Origin of the sequence: Methanimicrococcus hongohii, from assembly GCF_032594095.1 — an archaeon.
In the GTDB taxonomy this organism is placed as follows: domain Archaea; phylum Halobacteriota; class Methanosarcinia; order Methanosarcinales; family Methanosarcinaceae; genus Methanimicrococcus; species Methanimicrococcus hongohii.
In genome coordinates this window covers 391,755-409,898 of the sequence record NZ_CP131059.1, presented here as the reverse complement: position 1 = coordinate 409,898, position 18,144 = coordinate 391,755, and the positions used below count along the sequence as shown (strand labels likewise).

Genomic DNA, 18,144 nt, shown 5'->3' with positions numbered 1-18,144 from the left:
GAAAAATTAAAAGCGGTTATATCCAACTTCGAAATATTTGTTTTTATGATTCAGATTGAAAAACTCAAAACAGATATCAGAATGAAGGATTTGCCTTCTGCGGAACGCCCGAGAGAACGTCTTTTGAAATACGGGGCCGAAGCTTTGTCGGATGCGGAGCTGCTGGCTGTCGTTCTCGGAACGGGAACCAAAGGAATGAATATTGTCACCGTTTGTCAGCATGTTTTTCGTGATTTGTCTCTTAAAAAGCTGAGCAGAAGCACTGCTTCCGAACTGATGAAAATTCCCGGAATCGGACAATCCAAAGCCTGTCAAATCATTTCCGTTTTTGAACTTTCCCGCCGATTGGAAACTTATTCGGATGAACCGAAACGAAAAATCAGTGAACCGGATGATATTTTCAGATACATTTATCCGAAAATGAGAGAAGAAAAGCAGGAAAAAATCATTGTCTTGTGTTTGGATACGAAAAATCAAATTATTTCAGACGTGACGGTTTTTGTCGGCGGTTTGGATATCAGCATCGTTCAGCCGCGTGAAATATTTAAGGCGGCGCTTTTGGAATCCGCCGCTTCTATCGTTCTGATCCATAATCATCCGTCGGGAGATCCGGAACCGAGCCGTGAAGACATTATTATTACAAACAGAATCATTGACAGCGGAAAACTTTTGGGAATTCATGTGTGGGACCATTTAATAATCGGAGACGGGTGTTATGTCAGTTTAAGAGAGAAAGATTACATTTGAATGAAAAGAGAAAATCCTTAAAGTCAAAAAATTCCTTAAAGTCAAAAAATTCCTTAAAGTAGAAAAATAAATGAAAAAGAGACTTTTGTCACCACATCATTTATAAAAGGCTGATTCTTTTACAGAAAGAAACATTCGCCAGAGGTATTTTTTGATGGAAGATCCGTATACAGTTCCTTATAAGGGCATTTATGCAATTTGCGATGAAGACGGCAAAAAGGCTGAAATTATCGAACACTCAAATTGCTACGGCGGCGCTTGCTGGTCTTTGCACCATTACGCAAAATCACCCGCTGTCACAAATGCGAGGGCTGTCGGCGAATGCATCCGCTATTCTGTTAAAATCGGACCGTCAACGCTTGAACTCAAATCATCCGTTGCGGCGGCCGGCATTGAATCAGTCATTTGCGACGATTCTAAAAATGAAGTTCAAATCACTTACATGGGAATCGGCGGCGGCGGTATCGGCGCAACCAAATGCCGCGCTTATGCCGACGGCGTTTTAAGATATGACATTTCGGAAGCAGGCGGCGGCAAAACCGCGACCGGAAAAATATTTGTCCCGAAACGAAAACGCGTTTTAATCGCAATCGACGATACGGATTCATGTGATGAAGGCGCGACTTGGACATTGACGCACAACATCGGCAAAGCTGTCAGCTGCGAAGATGCAGTTTACCTGTCCCAGGCACTTGTTCAGCTTTATCCCGTTCCCGAAAAAACACAAAATTGCATGTCAACTGTTTTAGAATTCGGCTGCACCACGGATGCCGCCAAAGAAAAACTCATTGCCGATATCAAAGAACTCCTTTTAAAATACAGCGTCAGTGAAAATACGGGAATGCTTGTTTATTCCGGTTTTGAGATCACGGACGATTTAAAAGAATACAGTCATTTGGGCAGAACGATGCGCGTTTCAAGAGAAAAAATGCTTGAGACGGCACAAAAAAATCATGTTGATATCATTTTAGACGGCAACGGCGTCATCGGCGCAATGGCCGCTTTCGCCTGGTTTGCACAACCGGTTGAATCCGTCAAACCAGAATTCGATGTCAATTCGATTTAATTCAAAAAAATAAAAACATAAATGAAAAATAAGAATAATTAAAAACAAGATTAAAAATAAATTAAAAACAAGATTAAAAGTAAATAAAAAACAAGATTAAAAACGAAAAAAATAAAAACAAGAGCGGCATTAAAGTTTGCCGTGAATTGTCGCATTTTGACACTGACAACTCTTTTTACATTCACTTTTACTGTTTTTTCTTTCGGCAAAAACGGCTGCTAACGCCGATATAATTTCAAAAACTGTTTTTTGATTTTTTTCAACAACGACTTTAACTTCATCTGCCGTGACCATATTTTGGCTGAGTCCGGCGGCAGGATTTGTAATCGTGCAAAGCGAAGCATAACAAAGACCGGCTTCTTTTGCCAGCACGACCTCAGGAACGCCTGTCATGCCGACAACATCGGCGAATTGAGCAAACATTCGAATTTCCGCTTTTGTCTCAAATCTGGGCCCTTCCGTGCACAAATAAGTTCCTTGTGAATAAGAAACAGACAATTCTTTTAAAACGCCGAACAATAAATTTCGAATATCCGTGCAATACGGATCTGTCATGTCGGTGTGAACTGTTTCGTTATCATAAAATGTTGAGATTCTGTTTTGAGTCATATCAATAAAATCATTCGGAACAAAAAACGGAAAACTTAAAAAACTGTCAGGAGACGTAAATGTTTTCGTTTTCAAGAATTCATCCGTTTCAAAATTCTCAACCAGCGGCACTTTTCTCATCAAACCGACGGAATTGACGGCAAAAATCGGCGCATTGATTTGACGGGCAGCGTCAATGAGCGCCAAAAAATTAATTTTGTGCGGCGGAACATGATGTTTTCCCTGATGACGGGAAATAAATGCAATATCGAAATTCGAGCCGCCCGCGCCGGTATAAAGAATAGAAGCAAAAACAGAGCCGTAAGGCGTTTTTATTTCATAAGATTCGGCGCGTTTTTCTGATAAAACATCATAGCCGACGCCGCCGATAACTGTTAAAACAACATTTTTGAATAATTTCAAAATACCATCTCTTACATTAATTGAATTATATTTGAATAATAAAAGAATGAGCGGCTTTATATTTTAAAGATGCTGATTCATTTTGTTAACAATTCAATTTACTCTTAACAATTTACTCTTAACAATTTACTCTTAACAATTTACTCTTAACAATTTACTCTTAACAATTTACTTTTAGCAGTTTTCTCCGGAACAGCTTTTCCGAAACATTTTTTGAAAAAACGACAACACGATGATGAAAGCAAAATAAAATGCGGATGCGTTTTAAGAATCATGAAAAACGATGCAGATCGCGCGCAGCGTCTGTCTGCTGCAGTATTAAACAATAGAAAACAAAATAGAAAATAAAATAGAAAATAAAATAGAAAATAAAACCGAAAACAAAATAGAAAAAGAAAAATTAATCTCAAATTCTTCTGCGGATGTAATCCCACATGAACAAGCCGGATGTGAGAACAACCAACACAGAGAAGACGGACATATAGCCCTGAACGGCTGTAATGATGTCTGTAATCGTCGGAATGTTGGGTGTTATGTTTCCTTCATAACCTGAATTTTCTTCGGTTTCAATCCTCTCAGGAATAAGAGTTGCTTGACCATATGATTCGGATTTGGAAACGGGAGTTGGAATCGGCTCAACAGGCTTATCACTTTCCAAAGAAGCAATTGCAAAAGTTGAAAAGCTTGATGTTGAAACCGTAATGCTATAATGATCACCGATCTCTTCAACGGAAGGTTTCAATATTTCAAAATCTATTCCGTCCTCTGCATCAGTAATATGAAAAACAACCAAATTATCATTATCAAGAATAATTTCATCTGTTTTCGGAATTTCAAATGTTAACAAAACATTCGCATCATTTTCTGTTAAAGCATTGTTTAGTTCTGATTTTATATTTTCGCCGTTGTTTTCAAAATTAATACTAAAAATTGAATAAATGTTTGTTGTTTCGTCAAGTTCATCCGATTCAATTTCATTTAAAACGCTGCGACTGACAGGCTCAATAATTAGAGAAGCGCCTTCCAAAACAGCTGAAACTGATTCGGGGAAAGAGAGGGAAGATAAACTTGAAGTCGTGTCATCATCTATTTCCACAGTAAATGTTCCGGTATCCTCGTCCAAGACAGGTTTAATTTGAACGGACTGATATTCTCTTGAGAATTTGAACGGAATGGAAATATCTTCGTATGAAATGTCCTCGTATGATCCGTCGGATAAAGCATTTCTATATCCCGCATAGAATTTCAACGCTACCGTTCTTGATTTGGATAAATCATTTTCAAGCAGAGCAACATCCGTAAACGAAACAATATGTGAATGAGAATCTTCGGCAAAATTCAAATAAAGTTCTGTGTCAGCGTCCGTTATCTGAGATTCATTGAGTTTAAGATTCCAATGTATTTCACATGACTCAATATCCGGATTATTCGGAATATCTTTGGATGTGTAAGATCCGACATAGCTCGGCAAATGATCGGGACAAATAAATAAAACATTTATATTTGCTTCTTCGATTTCAATTTCAGACATATTTACAAGGAATTCAAAATCAAAAACGCCGGATTCAGCCATTGTTTCAGAATTCGATTGTAAAAGAGAATTGTCAAACCAATAAATGTATCTGAGCTGTTCATCTTCAAAAACATAAACAACATCGGAGCCCGCCAGATTTTCCATGATATCCGCATCAAATGCGGTATAAAACTCGGGCAGATAAGTGAAATAACTGGCTGACGGTGACGGTCGATCACTGTAAACGGGATAAATAACTTTAACACTTTGTTCCGGAATATCTTCGGATTCTGTACCGCTTGATTCTGTACCGCTTGATTCTGTACCGCTTGATTCCGTACCCGCATCCAAATCAGTCGGTAAAAGAATTTCATCAACACACAGTGTCAAATATCTGCCGGATCCGGCTACTCGTAAAACATATGTTTCCAATTCATTATCGGATAATTGTCTGTTCTCCGGAAAATCAAATATGACAGGCTGACCTGCATCAAAATTAACCGTTGATAAATATGTGCTGCTGCCTCCGGCATTATAATAAGAACCGTTTGTCGGGCCATAATATACAGACAAATTTGAATTAAAATTAGCGGAATACATTACATTTAAACCGGAAATATAAATATATTCGATATTTTTGTCGGTTTCCGGGTAATTTAATGGTGATACGGACTCTTCTGCAACGACCGTCGATGTTCCTGCCAAAAGAACAATCGAGAGAAAAAGTGATATTAAAATAGAGAGTTTTAATTTAGATTTCATTTTACGACCGGCAGCTGAATTGTTAAAATTAATGTTGTGTGTCTGTATGTTTTTAAGTATTCATACAAAATACTTTCTATTAAGAGTATAGAACAAACATAATATTCAAATGTATATAAAGTTTATTGAAAATATATCAAATGTTTGTTTTCATATGAATCATATAACTGTAATAAAATGAAATATTCTCTTAAATAATCAATTAAAAATTATAAATGAATAAAAATCATATTACAACCCGGTTTAAAGAACAAAATAAACGAGTGCTACGCCGAGAATAATATGAATCAGCATGAACAAAGGCACTGCCCATGTAAAAGGTTTTTTTTGAGTTTTGTGTCTGAAAGCCATCATGCCGGCATAAGCACCGAAAGGCCCGAAAAACGCCAGGATCAAAAGTGTTTTTTCGGTGACGCGCCATCTGTTCATAGAAGCTTTTGCCTTGTCAAAACCATATGCACAGAATGCAATAATATTTAAAATCAAATAAATTGCTGCCAAAAATATAATGTAAGAACTGATTTCCACCATGACTTTGAAAAAAACAATCTCATATAAATATTTGATGCATGATTTTGACCAAAAAAAGCATTCAAAGAAACTGTAAAAAATAAAAAATGTAAAAATGAAAAATAAATAAAATTCTGTTTTATAAATTTAAAAACAAATTTAAAAATGAATTTAAAAATGAATTTAAAAATGAATTTAAAAATGAATTAAAAACAAATTTAAAAATGAAAAGGAAAAACAATTTCAAGAAAAAGAATAAAGAAATAAAAAAGAAATCCGCTTACAAGCGGATGTATTCTCCGGCATCGCCGAGTTCTTCTTCGATTCTGAGCAATTGGTTATATTTGGCGGTTCTTTCGCCGCGCGCGGGCGCTCCGGTTTTAATCATATCAGCGCCGAGCGCAACGGCCAAATCGGAAATTGTCGTATCTTCGGTTTCGGCGGATCTGTGGCTGACAAAAAGCGAGAAACCGTTTCTTGTTGCCAAAGTTGCCGCGTCGATTGCTTCGGAAAGCGTCCCGATTTGATTCACTTTTAAAAGAAGACCGCTTGCCGCGTTTTCGGCAATTCCTTTTGCGATTCTCTCGGGGTTTGTAACAAACAAATCATCGCCGACGATAATCGTTTCCCAAAGTTCGCTCGTTAAATTTTCGAAATCTTCAAAAGAATCTTCGTAGAAAGGATCTTCGATTGACAAAATCGGATAGCTGTTGACCAAATCAACATAATAAGCCGTTAATTCTTCGGCGCTCATGGCTTCACCGTCAACATTGTAATTTTCACCGTCATAGAATTCGGAAGCGGCGGCATCTAAACCGATTTTAATTTCCTCATCGGTGTAGCCGGCTTTGTCAATTGCAATCATTAATGCATCCAGCGCTTCTGATGTCTTTTCCATTTTCGGCGCGTATCCGCCTTCATAACCGACATTGGTTGAAGAAGCGCCGTAAGATTCTGTCAGATATTTGCCGAGCGCGTGATAAGTTTCTGCGCCCATTTGAATGGCTTCGGCAAAAGTTTCTGCGCCGACCGGCTGAATCATGAATTCCTGAATCGCCAAATCGTTTCCGGCGTGTTTGCCGCCGTTTAAAACATTCAGCGTCGGAACGGGGAGCGTAAAAGAGTTGGCGCCGCCGAGATATCTGTAAAGCGGCAATTTTGATTCGCTTGCCGCGGCTTTTGCGACCGCCATGGAAACGCCCAAAATCGCGTTTGCGCCGAGAACAGCTTTGTTGTCCGTTCCGTCCATTTCAAGCATTGTCATGTCGATTTCGCGTTGCATTCTGCAGTCATAGCCGACCAAAACTTCGGCGATGCGGGAAACGTTTTCAACTGCTTTTAAAACGCCTTTGCCGTTGTAGCGCTCGGGGTTGCCGTCGCGAAGTTCAAGCGCTTCATGCGTTCCGGTCGATGCGCCTGAAGGAACGCTTGCGCGGCCGAAACCGTTTGCAGTAATAACGTCAACTTCGACAGTCGGGTTGCCGCGGGAATCTAAAATTTCGCGGGCTTTGATATTGCGGATAACGAAACGGTCCGCGTCATTGTAGCCTAAAATCTTCATAATGATCACACAAAAAAGTTCGATATATCTTAGAAAAGAGCATTATCAGCTATAAAAATCTTGTTCGAGGCAATTTTTGACGTCACTCATAATATTTCGATATCAAGAGGGAGAGATTTAATTTGTGTTTGAACGGGTTCTGTTACTACCGCCTGCAGCCGCGCCGCGCGCGAGCCGCTCCATTTTTTGTTTGACTTTCAAACACGAACCTTGTTTTTATTTTGTTTTACGGGTGTAACCCAAACATCCAATTTTCAAAATCGGTGAACCTGAACGCCCGATAAAACCTAAAAAAGATTAGACTTCATTAAAAAATTGGCGTTCCGTCTTTGAAAATTTTTATGAAAAACGATGTTTCAATTAATTATTAGATTAAATAAAAGTCCAAAAACCGCCCCTCCAGCGACGCGTTTCCGAAGCGGAGCGGAGGAAAGAAGGAGTTGGAGATTCTTCCCGTGCAAAAATAAAAAACAAACGCAGTCAGACTTTACAGCGGTATAGGGTCCGAGCTGAGCCTGCAAGTTTGCAACTGTCTTTACGGTTGCTGCTGCTAATCCGATTTGCACCGTCCGCCGCCGCGCGAATTGCTCCAATTTTTATTTTGTTTTTAAAATCCGTTCCCTTTTTTATATTGTTATTAAAAACATCTCCCGTTTCGATTTTTGTATTCTAAACGAAACCTAAACATCCATTTTCAAAAAAACGGTGAACCCGAACGCCCGATAAAACCCTAAAAAAGATTAGACTTCATTGAAAAAGGGCGTTCCGTTTTTGAAAATTTTTATGAAAAACGATGTTTCGATTGATTTTAGATTAAATGAAAGTTCAAAAACCGACCCTCCAACGACGCGTTTCCGAAGCGGAGCGGAGGAAAGAAGGAGTTGGAGATTCTAACCATACGAAACGAAACATTAGAAACGGTTTGATTTTTCAGCTGTGTTCGGCTGCAGCTATGCCTGCCGGTCTGCAACTGTCTTTTATGATTGCTGCTGCCAATCAGGTTTGCGCCGCCGCAGCCGCAGCAGTTGCCGCGCCGTGCGCGAGCCGCTCCGCTTTTATTAATACAAAATAGAATTGATACGAAAATTTTGAAACAAAATGAATAAAATATCGCGCTGCAATAAAAAATGAAAAAAGAAAGTTTGAATATTTTATTCAAATTAATTGAAGTTTAAAGTTCGGCACCGACAATCGTTTGAGTTGCAGTCACATTCGGATTTTCCCTGATTTTGTCAACCACGTCGTTGAGTTCGCGAAGTGTTTCAAGCTCAACAATGACAACAAAGTCGAATTCACCGAAAACGTGATAAACATCTTTAACGCCTTCGCAAGCCTTCAAATCATTGTAAGCATTCTTTTCAGAACCAGGCAATACATTTAACATTGTAACTCCGATGACCATGTTTTTTCCTCGATTAAAATCATTTTTTTGGATTTAAACCATTTTTATTTTATCTGAGATTAATAAATCATTACGTCTGCCGATTTTGAATCGGGCTGATATGAGATAAGAGAATTCAATCTGTTATATATTTGTCGTTTATAACTGAGGTGAATTAATTGTGTTCAGTTTTTTATTAGTTGAATTAATTAAAGCTAAAAATTAAAGCTAAATAAAACCTTTTTATAACCAAACTCTATTTACATTCCTATTTCAAAAACAACCAACATTTTTCAACTTAGAAACAACTTTAGAAATAGGAGATTTATTTTTATGACCGGCTCTGAAATTCCGAAAGAATACAATGCCGCCGAAATTGAAATTAAATGGATGAACGCTTGGGATTTATCCATGTATCATTTTGATTGGGCTGACCGCACAAGACCGCAGTATATTATCGATACGCCGCCGCCGTACCCGACAGGAAACTTCCATATCGGCAACTCGCTCAACTGGTGCTACATCGATTTCGTCGCCCGCTACAAACGCATGCGCGGATTCAACGTCATGTTCCCGCAGGGCTGGGACTGCCACGGACTGCCGACGGAAGTGAAAGTCGAAGAAACGCACAAAATTACAAAAAATCAAGTCCCGCGCGCCGAATTTCGAAAAATGTGCGAAGATATGACGCACGGAAACATCATCAAAATGAGAGACACGATGAAAAGACTCGGTTTTTCAAACGATTGGAGCAACGAATTCATCACGATGGAACCGTCCTATTACGTCAAAACACAGCGCTCGTTTTTAAAAATGTTTGAAAAGGATTACATTTATCACGAAGAGCATCCGGTCAACTGGTGCCCGCGCTGTGAAACGGCAATCGCGCTTGCGGAAGTCGAATACCGCGCCAATGTCACCAAACTCAATTTCCTTTATTTCTCGCTCGCCGAAGATGAAAATGAAAAAGTTCATATTGCGACCACACGTCCCGAATTGCTGTGCGCGTGCGCTGCCGTTGCCGTCAATCCCGAAGACACCCGATACGGAAAGTTTGTCGGAAAAGAACTTGTCGTTCCGATTTTCGGGCAGAAAGTGCCGATCATTGCCGATGCCGACGTTGACGCCGAATTCGGAACCGGCGCCGTTATGATTTGTACATTTGGTGACAAACAGGACATTCGCTGGACGAAAACGCACAATTTGAAAATTACAAAAGCCATTGACAGAAACGGAAAGATGACGGCGGCTGCCGGCAAATACCAGGGCATGAGCATTCCGGAATGTAAGGCGAATATTATTGAAGATTTGAAATGCGGCGGATTCCTTTACGAGCAGCAGGATCTGGATCAGAATGTCGGTCTCTGCTGGCGCTGTAAAACGCCGATTGAAATTTTGTCTGAAATGCAATGGTTCGTCAAAGTCAGACAGGATGAAATTTTGGCAGGCGCCGACCAAATCGAATGGATTCCGGATTACATGAAAGTTCGTCTCGAAAACTGGACGAGCACGATGGAATGGGACTGGTGCATTTCCAGGCAGCGTATTTTCGCAACGCCGATTCCGGTTTGGTACTGCAACAAATGTGATGACGTGCTGATTGCCGATGATTCCTGGCTTCCGATTGATCCGACGCAGGAAAAACCGCCGGTCGCCTGTTCGAAGTGCGGCGCGAATGATTTCCATGGCGAGACGGATGTCTTTGACACTTGGATGGACTCATCGCTTACCGCGCTTCACGTGAGCGGCTGGGACAGCGACAAAGAATTGCGTTTACCGACGCAGCTTCGACCGCAGGGCCACGATATTATTCGAACATGGGCGTTTTATACGATTCTCAGATCTGAAGCGATCGAAAACAAAATTCCGTGGGAGACGATCATGATCAACGGCATGGTTTTGGGTCCCGACGGCCATAAGATGAGCAAGTCGCTCGGAAATATCATTTCTCCCGAAGATGTTTTGGTTGAACACAGCGCGGATGCTTTCCGACAATGGGGCGCGCTCGGCGGCAGTGTCGGGTCTGACGTCATGTTCAGATGGAATGATGTCGTTTCCGCTTCCCGACTGATTCAGAAATTATGGAACATTTACCGCTTCTCGCTTTCCAATATGGATGATTTCGGCGAGAAAGAAGCTGCGTCTTTTGATGTTTCCAAATTGAAACAGATTGATTTCTGGCTTCTCTCAAAGCTCAACGGCTTGATTGACGAGGTCACCGATGCGATGGAAATTTACAAGTTTGACGACGCGTTTAAGGCGATTCGCGTTTTTGCCTGGGACGTTTTGGCCGACAATTATATTGAACTCGTTAAGGGTCGCTTGTACGGCGCCGACGCGGACGGCAAAGCGGCGGCAAGATTCACGCTTTTTACGGCGGTCTCGACGCTGACAAAGCTGCTCGCTCCGTTTACGCCGTTCCTCTCGGAAGAAATGTATTCAAGAATCGGGGAAGGAAGCGTTCATCAGCAGAGCTGGCCCGCCAAAGTTGAAGGTCTTCCGGCTGACGCCGATGAAAAGGGAGAACTCATTAAAGGCATTACGAGCGCGATTCGCTGCTACAAGTCGGATAACAAAATGGCGCTTAACGCGCCGCTTAAAAAGATTGAAATCTACAACGCGGAAGTCGACACGGCTGACATTTCAAACACTGTGACGTCGCCGACAGATTTGATTGCCGGCGCGCCCGAGTTTGAATCTGTTCCGGTTGAAGTGAAGCCCAATATGGGAATGCTCGGCCCGATGTTCAGAGATAAAGCAGGTGCCGTTATCGGCGCGCTCAAAAAGCTGCCGCCAAAAACTGCCGAAGAAATGAAAGCGTCGGGAACGATCACGATTGATGTTGCCGGCGAAAGCGTTGAGCTCAGTGCCGATGCGATTGAAATTAAGAAAGAAATGATTTTGGCCGGTCGTGAAATTGATATTCTTCACGTCGATGAAGCGGTCATTGTGATTGTGAAATAACTGCAATCACTTCTTTTTTATTTTTATTTCTTTTTTTATTTCTTTTTTTGTTTTATTTTTTGTTTTAATTTCTCTTTTCTTTTTATTTTTCTTTCATTTTGTCTGCGCCGCCGCGCGCGAATTGCTCCGTTTTTATTTTGATTTTCAAACTTGTTGTGCATTTTTTTTGTTTTTCAGTAAAACCTAAACATCCAATTTTTCAAAGTCGGTGAACCTGAACGCCCGATAAAACCCCAATCTTAAATTTTTGGATTTTCGATAAAAGAAGGCGTTCCGTTTTTGAATATTTTAGTTAAAGAAGATGTTTCAATTAATTTTTAGATTGGATTAAAGTTCGAAAACCGCCCCCTCCAACGACGCGTTTCCGAGCGCAGCGGAGGAAAGAAGGAGTTGGAGATTCTTTCCCGCACGAAACGAAAAACAAAAAAAAGTTTGATTTTTCAGCTGCATTCCATTTCTGCAAAGCGTTTTCTTACGCCTGTCTTTTAATGCTGCCGGCTCCGGCTGAGCCTGCCAGTCTGCAACTGTCTTTTTATGGTTGCTGTTACCTGCCGTTACAGTTACCGCTTGCCATCAGTTTTCCGCCAACAGACGCAACTGCCGCCCGCGCGAGCCGCACAGCTTTCAAAAAAAATAAGAAAACAAGACCTGAAGTTTTCAATTTTCAAAAAAACAGACTCGAAATTTATTCCAATTTCAAAAAAGAAAATGAGACTCAAGAATTATTTCATTCTCAAAAGTCTCATCGAATTCAAAACCGCAATCAATGTCACGCCGACATCGGCGAAAACCGCTTCCCACATGGAAGCAATGCCGAAAACACCAAGGATCATGAAAATAAACTTGATTCCGAGTGCGAAAATAATGTTTTGATAAACAACCGCTTTCGTCTTTTTGGCAACATCAAAAGCGTCAGCCAGCTGTATCGGATCTCCGGTCATCAAAACGATGTCCGCCGCTTCAACCGCAGCATCTGATCCGACACCGCCGACGGCAATGCCGATGTCCGCTCTTGTCAGAACGGGAGCGTCATTGATGCCGTCGCCGACGAAAGCAACTTTTGATTTCGGGTTGACGGTTTTTGTTTCAGCTTCAATCTTTTCAAACGTTTCAACTTTTTGATGCGGCAGCTGCTCCGTATAAACATCATCAAGACCGAGATCGGCGGCAAATGCGCGGCCGACCCTATCGGAATCGCCTGTTACCATAATCGTTTTGTCAACACCTGATTTCTTCAGACGCGCCAGCGCTTCTTTGCTGTCGGGTTTGACTCTGTCGGAAATTGCGATCCTGCCGGCAAAAACGCCGTCAATTGCAACATAAATATGTGTTTCAACATCCGATCCGGAAAGCAAAGCTGTTTCGGAAACGGCAACATTTTCCTGCTTCATCAGTTTCAAATTGCCGACAGCGATTGTTTTGCCGCCGTTGTTGCTGCTGCTGTCGTTGCCGCCGATGGCTGCTTTGACACCGAGTCCGGAATATTCCGTGTGTTCCGTGACAGTCGATTGATTTGAAATGCCTTTCTTTTCCGCCGCTTTCACGATTGAATTGGCAATCGGGTGGTTTGAAAATGATTCGGCTGCGGCGCTGTATGTCAAAATTTCCTCTTCGGAGAAAGGCGAGTTTGTCGGGCGGTCGATTCGAACGACATCAAAAACACCTTCGGAAAGAGTTCCGGTTTTGTCAAAAACGACCGTTTTGACAAGCGTCAAGCCTTCCAGATAGTTGCCGCCTTTGAAAAGAATACCTTTTTTGGAAGCGGTTCCGATGCCGCCGAAATAACTGAGCGGAACGGAAATCACCAAAGCGCAGGGGCATGAAATGACAAGGAAAACCAAGCCGCGGTAAATCCAGTCTTCAAATGTCGCGCCGGGCAAAACAAGCGGCGGAATAATGGCGATCAAAACAGCCGCAAGCGTTACAAGCGGCGTGTAGTAGCGGGAAAAGCGCGTGATAAATTTCTCTGTCGGCGCCTTTTTGGACGCCGCGTTTTCAACCAAATCCAAAATTTTAGAAACGGTCGACTCTTCAAAAAGTTCGTCAACGCGGATTGTCAGCGTGCCGCTTTTGTTGATGCTTCCCGAAAGAACGGCGTCGCCTTCGTGAACCGTTCTCGGAACAGATTCGCCCGTCAAAGCAGACGTGTCGAGCATTGAATTTCCTGACAAAACGGTCCCGTCCAGCGGCACTTTTTCGCCGGGCTTGACAAGAATTAAGTCGCCGATTGCAACATCATACGGAGAAACGGTCTCGTAACTGCCGGAACTGCCGTTTGACCCGCCGGTTGAACCGTCATTTGAATTGATTTTGTGAGCGTAATCTGGACGAATGTCCATCATGTCGTAAATGGATTTGCGCGAACGGTTGACGGCCATTTCCTGGAAGAGTTCACCGACTTGATAAAAGAGCATCACGGCGACAGCTTCTGTATATTCGCCGAGGAGGAATGCGCCAAGCGTTGCTATCGTCATCAAGAAACTTTCATCAAAGAATTCACGGCGCACGATGCCGCGAACGGCTTTGTAAACGACATCGCCGCCGATGATCAGATAAGCGATGATGAAAATAATGAGTTCGATCGGCGCGGTATGAACGATTCCGAGTTCCGAAAGAATCGGGAGATCCGCCTCATGAGAAATGTGAATCAAAATGCCGAGAAGATAAACAAAAATGCCGATAAAGATTCGAGCGGCTCTTTTTTTGTCAAAAAATTGAAGCGATGAAAAAAAACCGGTTTTTGAGGTTTTTGTTTCAGCAGTTTTTGTTTCAGTCTTTGTTTTATCGGAACCGATAGTATCGCATGAATCAGTATTGTACGATTCATCAACACACGATTCATCAACACACGATTCATCAATGCACGATTCATCAATGCACGATTCATCAACGCACAATCCGTCATCACATTTTGGTTTAATAGTTTCAATTCCGCCAAGCGTTACGGTTTGCTTTTGACGGCTAACGGAATTCAAAACAGTCATTCCTTTTCTTTGTTTATCTCTTTCCAAAACTTCCGTGCCGGGTTCAATTGTTTGAACGATTTTTTCAATATTGGATTTGATTGTATCAACACTGTACCCGTCTTTCAATCGGAATGACAGGATTGCCATGGCAAAGTTGACCGATACATCTTCGACGCCTTCCAATTTGCCGACGGCATCTTCGATTTTTGCGGCACAACTGGCGCAGCCGAGTCCTTTCAGGAAATATTCTACGGGAGGTGCTGCTTTTGGCGCGGTTTTGAATGCTGTTTCTTTAGGCGCCGTTTCTTCAGAAGATGTTGATTTGGGCGGTTCTGTTCGTTTCACTTTTTCAGAAACAACAACATGAGATTCAATTGAATGAACAACTTTTTCGATTGCGGGCAAAATGTTAATGATTTGGTCATCGCTTTTGTTGCTGTTACTGTTGCTGCTGTCATTGCTGCCGCTGCCGCTGCCACCGCCGTAACCGTCTTCAAACTCAACCGTCAGCGTTGCCGTTGCAAAACTGACCGACGCGTCTTTAACGCCGTTCAGTTTTCTGATGCCTGCTTCTATTTTTGCCGCGCAGTTGGCGCAGCCCAACCCTTTCAATGTATATTCTTTTTTGCTCATCGGACACACCAAAAATAAACGAGTGTGAAAAATGGTACCTATTTTTCATAAATTTAATAACTTTTAATTCAAAAGTGTTACTAATTCATAATCGAAATTCAACATATTTATATGTTCGCCGTTGCCGTAACACGAATCGGTTCAAAAAATAACATATTGGCGATACAAATGAAATTTAAAAATAAGAAGTTCTGAAAAAAGTGAAAAAGATTTGAAGAAAAATGAAAAAAATGAAAAAAGTTGGGAGAAATATTGAAATTTTATTTTTTATGATTATCTCCCAAGCTGCGCATGTGCGCGCGCCAAGTGTCCTGCCGCCTGCGCCGCAACGAGCGAGATTTCGCCCGCCAGCACGGCAGCTGTCACAATCTCGGACAAAGCAAGCGCATTTTCGCCGGGAACGGCTCCCGCGCCCGCGACGCCGAGCAGCTTTAAGCATTCCTGCTGCGTTGCAATGGATGTTCCGCCGCCGACGGTTCCGACTTCTACGGCCGGCATCGTCACGGAACAGATGAGGTCGCCGTTGTCGGCTAAATCCATTTCTGTAATACAAAGACTGCCTTCGACAACGTGCGCCGGATCTTGGCCGCAAGCAAGGAAAATCGCGGCGACAATGTTTGCGGCGTGCGCGTTAAAACCGAGTGCGCCTGCGCGCATGGAGCCGAGAAGGTTCTTTCTGTAATTCGCGTCAAACATGGATTCGGGCGTGCATTTAAGCGTTTCCTGAACAAATGAAGCCTTTAAACGCGCTTCGGCGACAACGGTTTTGCCTCTGCCGAGAATTGCGTTGATTGCGGTCGGTTTTTTGTCGGTGCACATATTTCCGGAAAGCGAAACGCAAGGGACGCCTTTTTCGTCGGCGATCAGCTTTGTAATCGCTTCGGACGCAATCGTAATCATGTTCATCCCCATGGCGTCTTTTGTATCAAAACCGAGACGGAGATGAACATTGTTGCCGCTGACAAAGGGCTGAACTTCTAAAAGTTCGCCGAAGCGGGTCGTCGCGTCCGCCGTTTTCTTCATTTTATCAAAAGTTTCGGGAAGCAAAACCCAATCGTAAAAGTCTTTTGTTTCTTCCAAACTGTTGAATTTGAAGACGGGCGCGCGTGTCATTTGGTTTTTAAAGACACGAACGGTTGCGCCGCCGGATTTTGTAATAATAGAACAGCCGCGGTTAACGCTTGCCACAAGAGCGCCTTCGGTTGTCGCAAGCGGCAGATAGTAATTTCCTTTGGCGTAATCGCCTTTGATCGTGATTTCGCCGGCAACGCCTAAGGGGATTTGGACGGCGCCGATTAAGTTTTCAATGTTCTTTTTGGCAACCGTTTCGGTATCGAAAGTATAAGTTGAAACATGGTCAAGAGAAATGTTCTTATTTGCTTCCAAATAAGCGCGGCGAAGCTTGGCCGAGCCGTCTTTGTCGGCATATTCTTCAATTTTGCGAAGAGAGACCTCACCCGAAATCATTTTTTCAAGAAGCGCTTTCTCATCAGCCGTTAATTTATCTGTTGTAGACATGAATACCAATCTCCCGTTGCTGTTCGTATGAGTATTTTCAATTAAATTATTCTCAAAATTCTTAAATTATCTGAAACGGTAAACGACAATGAAATTAAAATCAATGATAAAATTATTCTATGATAAAATTAATTCTATGATACAATAAATTCAGTGATAAATAATTCATAAAATAAATTGTTGCTTTTTACAGTAATCGTTTTTCATATAAAAATAAAATGAAAGAATGTTTGATTGAATATGTTTGATTGAATATGTTTGATTGAATATGTTTGATTGAATTGAACGTTAATTGAACTTTCGAACGTTAATTGAATTTAATCGAACATTAATTGAATTAAATTGAATTCAATCGAATTTTAATTGAATCAAACGTACATAATCAATTGACCTTCTTCCGTGTATTCGATTAAGGTGTTGGTCAATTCTTTTGTTGTGATGATTTCCGTTCCCGGAATCATTTCATCTTGTGTCATGCCGATAATGGATGCCGCGAGTTCGCAGCATTTGATTTTGACGCCGAGATCCAGACATTCTTGGATTTTGACATCGTAATTTTGAGCCCCGCCGACTTTGTTCTTTTTTGTCATAATGGCGCCCATCGGACCCCAAATCATAATGGTGGTTTCCATCCCGCGTTTTCTGTAGCAGCGCGCGAATCGTAAAGCATGCTGCGGCGCTGTGCTTTCATACACCATATCGTTGAGTAATATCAAAACTTTTGTAACTTTGGACATGACGGACCTCTCGTCAATGAATAATCATGTAAAACGAATCCAACTTTTATCAGACATATATTTATAAGTAACCCCGAAAACGGAACAATTTGTGATAAATAAATGACAAATAGATCGAAAAAATGACAAATGATGTAAATTAAACGATGACGGGTGAAATTGAAAGAAAATCCAAAACGGCGGGTGTGTTTTGGAAATTTTGTGAGAAATGAAGCGGCTCGCGCGAGGCGAATGGCAGCTGTTGCGGCTGCCGGCAGCGGTAACTGCGATGCAAACCTGATTTGCAGGCGGAAACAGAAACCTGAAGGTAACAGCGGCACGTTCGAGAATGCCAACAGATTACGATAAAAAGCAGATGCAAACGGAAATGCAAACCGCCACGGCAGCGGAAACGCAAACCTGATTGGCAGCGGCAACCATAAAAGACAGTTACAGATTAGCAGACCCGGTCAGGTCAGACAGCAGTAAAAGACAGTTGCAAGAAACCACTTTGCCGAGCCGAAAAGCAATCAACAATTAGCAGTTTTGAATGTTTCGTTTCGTACGGGAAAGAATCCGCCAAGTCTCATTTCCTCGCTGCGCTCGGAAACTTGAAACTTCGTTTCAAGTCCGGTTCGCCGCTTCGCGCCGCCCGGAACTCAAATTGCGGGGGCGGTTTTTGAGATTTCATCTAATCTAAATTGATTGAAACATCTTCTTTAACTAAAATTTTCAAAAACGGAACGCCTTCTTTTATCGAAAATCTAAAAATTTAAGATTAGGGTTTTATCGGGCG

At 41.9% G+C, this 18,144-nt stretch carries 13 protein-coding genes; 4 read left to right on the top strand and 9 right to left on the bottom strand.

The window, feature by feature from the left end; genetic code table 11:
* Nucleotides 1-45 precede the first annotated feature (45 nt).
* Together radC and mmp11 are read left to right on the top strand one after the other, a co-directional pair.
* Nucleotides 46-747: a RadC family protein gene (gene radC, locus MmiHf6_RS01825; protein ID WP_316558010.1), complete on the top strand. Its 702-nt coding sequence runs from the start codon at nucleotides 46-48 to the stop codon at nucleotides 745-747.
* A gap of 154 nt (nucleotides 748-901) precedes the next feature.
* Nucleotides 902-1,813: a methanogenesis marker protein 11 gene (mmp11, locus tag MmiHf6_RS01820; protein WP_316558009.1), complete on the top strand. Its 912-nt coding sequence runs from the start codon at nucleotides 902-904 to the stop codon at nucleotides 1,811-1,813.
* Between the two features lie 129 nt (nucleotides 1,814-1,942).
* On the opposite strand, the gene MmiHf6_RS01815 is transcribed toward mmp11, so the two are convergent.
* From MmiHf6_RS01815 to eno, 4 genes are all read right to left on the bottom strand, one after another.
* Entirely contained in the window at nucleotides 1,943-2,824 is an 882-nt protein-coding gene (locus tag MmiHf6_RS01815; RefSeq protein WP_316558008.1) for an MTAP family purine nucleoside phosphorylase, read from the bottom strand.
* A 406-nt stretch (nucleotides 2,825-3,230) separates the two neighbouring features.
* Nucleotides 3,231-5,042, bottom strand: coding sequence for a hypothetical protein (locus MmiHf6_RS01810; RefSeq protein WP_316558007.1), 1,812 nt, complete (start codon nucleotides 5,040-5,042; stop codon nucleotides 3,231-3,233).
* A 300-nt stretch (nucleotides 5,043-5,342) separates the two neighbouring features.
* Complete coding sequence (locus MmiHf6_RS01805) at nucleotides 5,343-5,630, bottom strand: DUF1294 domain-containing protein (RefSeq protein WP_316558006.1); 288 nt, start codon at nucleotides 5,628-5,630, stop codon at nucleotides 5,343-5,345.
* Nucleotides 5,631-5,889: 259 nt separating this feature from the next.
* Nucleotides 5,890-7,170 carry a phosphopyruvate hydratase gene (eno, locus tag MmiHf6_RS01800; protein WP_316558005.1) on the bottom strand — a complete coding sequence of 427 codons (1,281 nt, stop codon included), beginning with the start codon at nucleotides 7,168-7,170 and terminating at the stop codon, nucleotides 5,890-5,892.
* An 817-nt stretch (nucleotides 7,171-7,987) separates the two neighbouring features.
* Here eno and MmiHf6_RS01795 point away from each other — a divergent pair.
* Nucleotides 7,988-8,242, top strand: coding sequence for a hypothetical protein (locus tag MmiHf6_RS01795; RefSeq protein ID WP_316558004.1), 255 nt, complete (start codon nucleotides 7,988-7,990; stop codon nucleotides 8,240-8,242).
* Nucleotides 8,243-8,341: 99 nt separating this feature from the next.
* Here the strand turns inward: MmiHf6_RS01795 and MmiHf6_RS01790 are convergent, their stop codons facing one another.
* The gene (locus tag MmiHf6_RS01790) at nucleotides 8,342-8,572 is read right to left on the bottom strand and encodes an Lrp/AsnC ligand binding domain-containing protein (RefSeq protein ID WP_316558003.1); all 231 of its coding nucleotides are present in this window, start codon (nucleotides 8,570-8,572) and stop codon (nucleotides 8,342-8,344) included.
* Between the two features lie 312 nt (nucleotides 8,573-8,884).
* Here MmiHf6_RS01790 and MmiHf6_RS01785 point away from each other — a divergent pair, with 312 nt between their 5' ends.
* Nucleotides 8,885-11,515 carry a valine--tRNA ligase gene (locus MmiHf6_RS01785; RefSeq protein ID WP_316558002.1) on the top strand — a complete coding sequence of 877 codons (2,631 nt, stop codon included), beginning with the start codon at nucleotides 8,885-8,887 and terminating at the stop codon, nucleotides 11,513-11,515.
* A 722-nt stretch (nucleotides 11,516-12,237) separates the two neighbouring features.
* Here MmiHf6_RS01785 and MmiHf6_RS01780 read toward each other — a convergent pair.
* The 4 genes from MmiHf6_RS01780 to MmiHf6_RS01765 all read right to left on the bottom strand — a co-directional run bounded on the left by MmiHf6_RS01780 (nucleotide 12,238) and on the right by MmiHf6_RS01765 (nucleotide 17,730).
* Nucleotides 12,238-15,114 carry a heavy metal translocating P-type ATPase gene (locus tag MmiHf6_RS01780; protein ID WP_316558001.1) on the bottom strand — a complete coding sequence of 959 codons (2,877 nt, stop codon included), beginning with the start codon at nucleotides 15,112-15,114 and terminating at the stop codon, nucleotides 12,238-12,240.
* 273 nt (nucleotides 15,115-15,387) lie between these two features.
* Nucleotides 15,388-16,632, bottom strand: coding sequence for a hydroxymethylglutaryl-CoA reductase (NADPH) (gene hmgA / locus MmiHf6_RS01775; protein ID WP_316558000.1), 1,245 nt, complete (start codon nucleotides 16,630-16,632; stop codon nucleotides 15,388-15,390).
* Nucleotides 16,633-17,000: 368 nt separating this feature from the next.
* The gene (locus MmiHf6_RS01770) at nucleotides 17,001-17,369 is read right to left on the bottom strand and encodes a DsrE family protein (RefSeq protein WP_316557999.1); all 369 of its coding nucleotides are present in this window, start codon (nucleotides 17,367-17,369) and stop codon (nucleotides 17,001-17,003) included.
* 139 nt (nucleotides 17,370-17,508) lie between these two features.
* Entirely contained in the window at nucleotides 17,509-17,730 is a 222-nt protein-coding gene (locus tag MmiHf6_RS01765) for a hypothetical protein (RefSeq protein WP_316557998.1), read from the bottom strand.
* Nucleotides 17,731-18,144: the final 414 nt, after the last annotated feature.

Bases quoted from the DNA above. Each gene is read 5' to 3' on its own strand.
- eno (WP_316558005.1), bottom strand. From the start codon at position 7,170: ATGAAGATTTTAGGCTACAATGACGCGGACCGTTTCGTTATCCGCAAT.
- MmiHf6_RS01790 (WP_316558003.1), bottom strand. From the start codon at position 8,572: ATGGTCATCGGAGTTACAATGTTAAATGTATTGCCTGGTTCTGAAAAG.
- MmiHf6_RS01785 (WP_316558002.1), top strand. From the start codon at position 8,885: ATGACCGGCTCTGAAATTCCGAAAGAATACAATGCCGCCGAAATTGAA.
- MmiHf6_RS01780 (WP_316558001.1), bottom strand. From the start codon at position 15,114: ATGAGCAAAAAAGAATATACATTGAAAGGGTTGGGCTGCGCCAACTGC.
- mmp11 (WP_316558009.1), top strand. From the start codon at position 902: ATGGAAGATCCGTATACAGTTCCTTATAAGGGCATTTATGCAATTTGC.
- radC (WP_316558010.1), top strand. From the start codon at position 46: ATGATTCAGATTGAAAAACTCAAAACAGATATCAGAATGAAGGATTTG.
- MmiHf6_RS01805 (WP_316558006.1), bottom strand. From the start codon at position 5,630: ATGGTGGAAATCAGTTCTTACATTATATTTTTGGCAGCAATTTATTTG.
- MmiHf6_RS01770 (WP_316557999.1), bottom strand. From the start codon at position 17,369: ATGTCCAAAGTTACAAAAGTTTTGATATTACTCAACGATATGGTGTAT.
- hmgA (WP_316558000.1), bottom strand. From the start codon at position 16,632: ATGTCTACAACAGATAAATTAACGGCTGATGAGAAAGCGCTTCTTGAA.
- MmiHf6_RS01795 (WP_316558004.1), top strand. From the start codon at position 7,988: ATGAAAGTTCAAAAACCGACCCTCCAACGACGCGTTTCCGAAGCGGAG.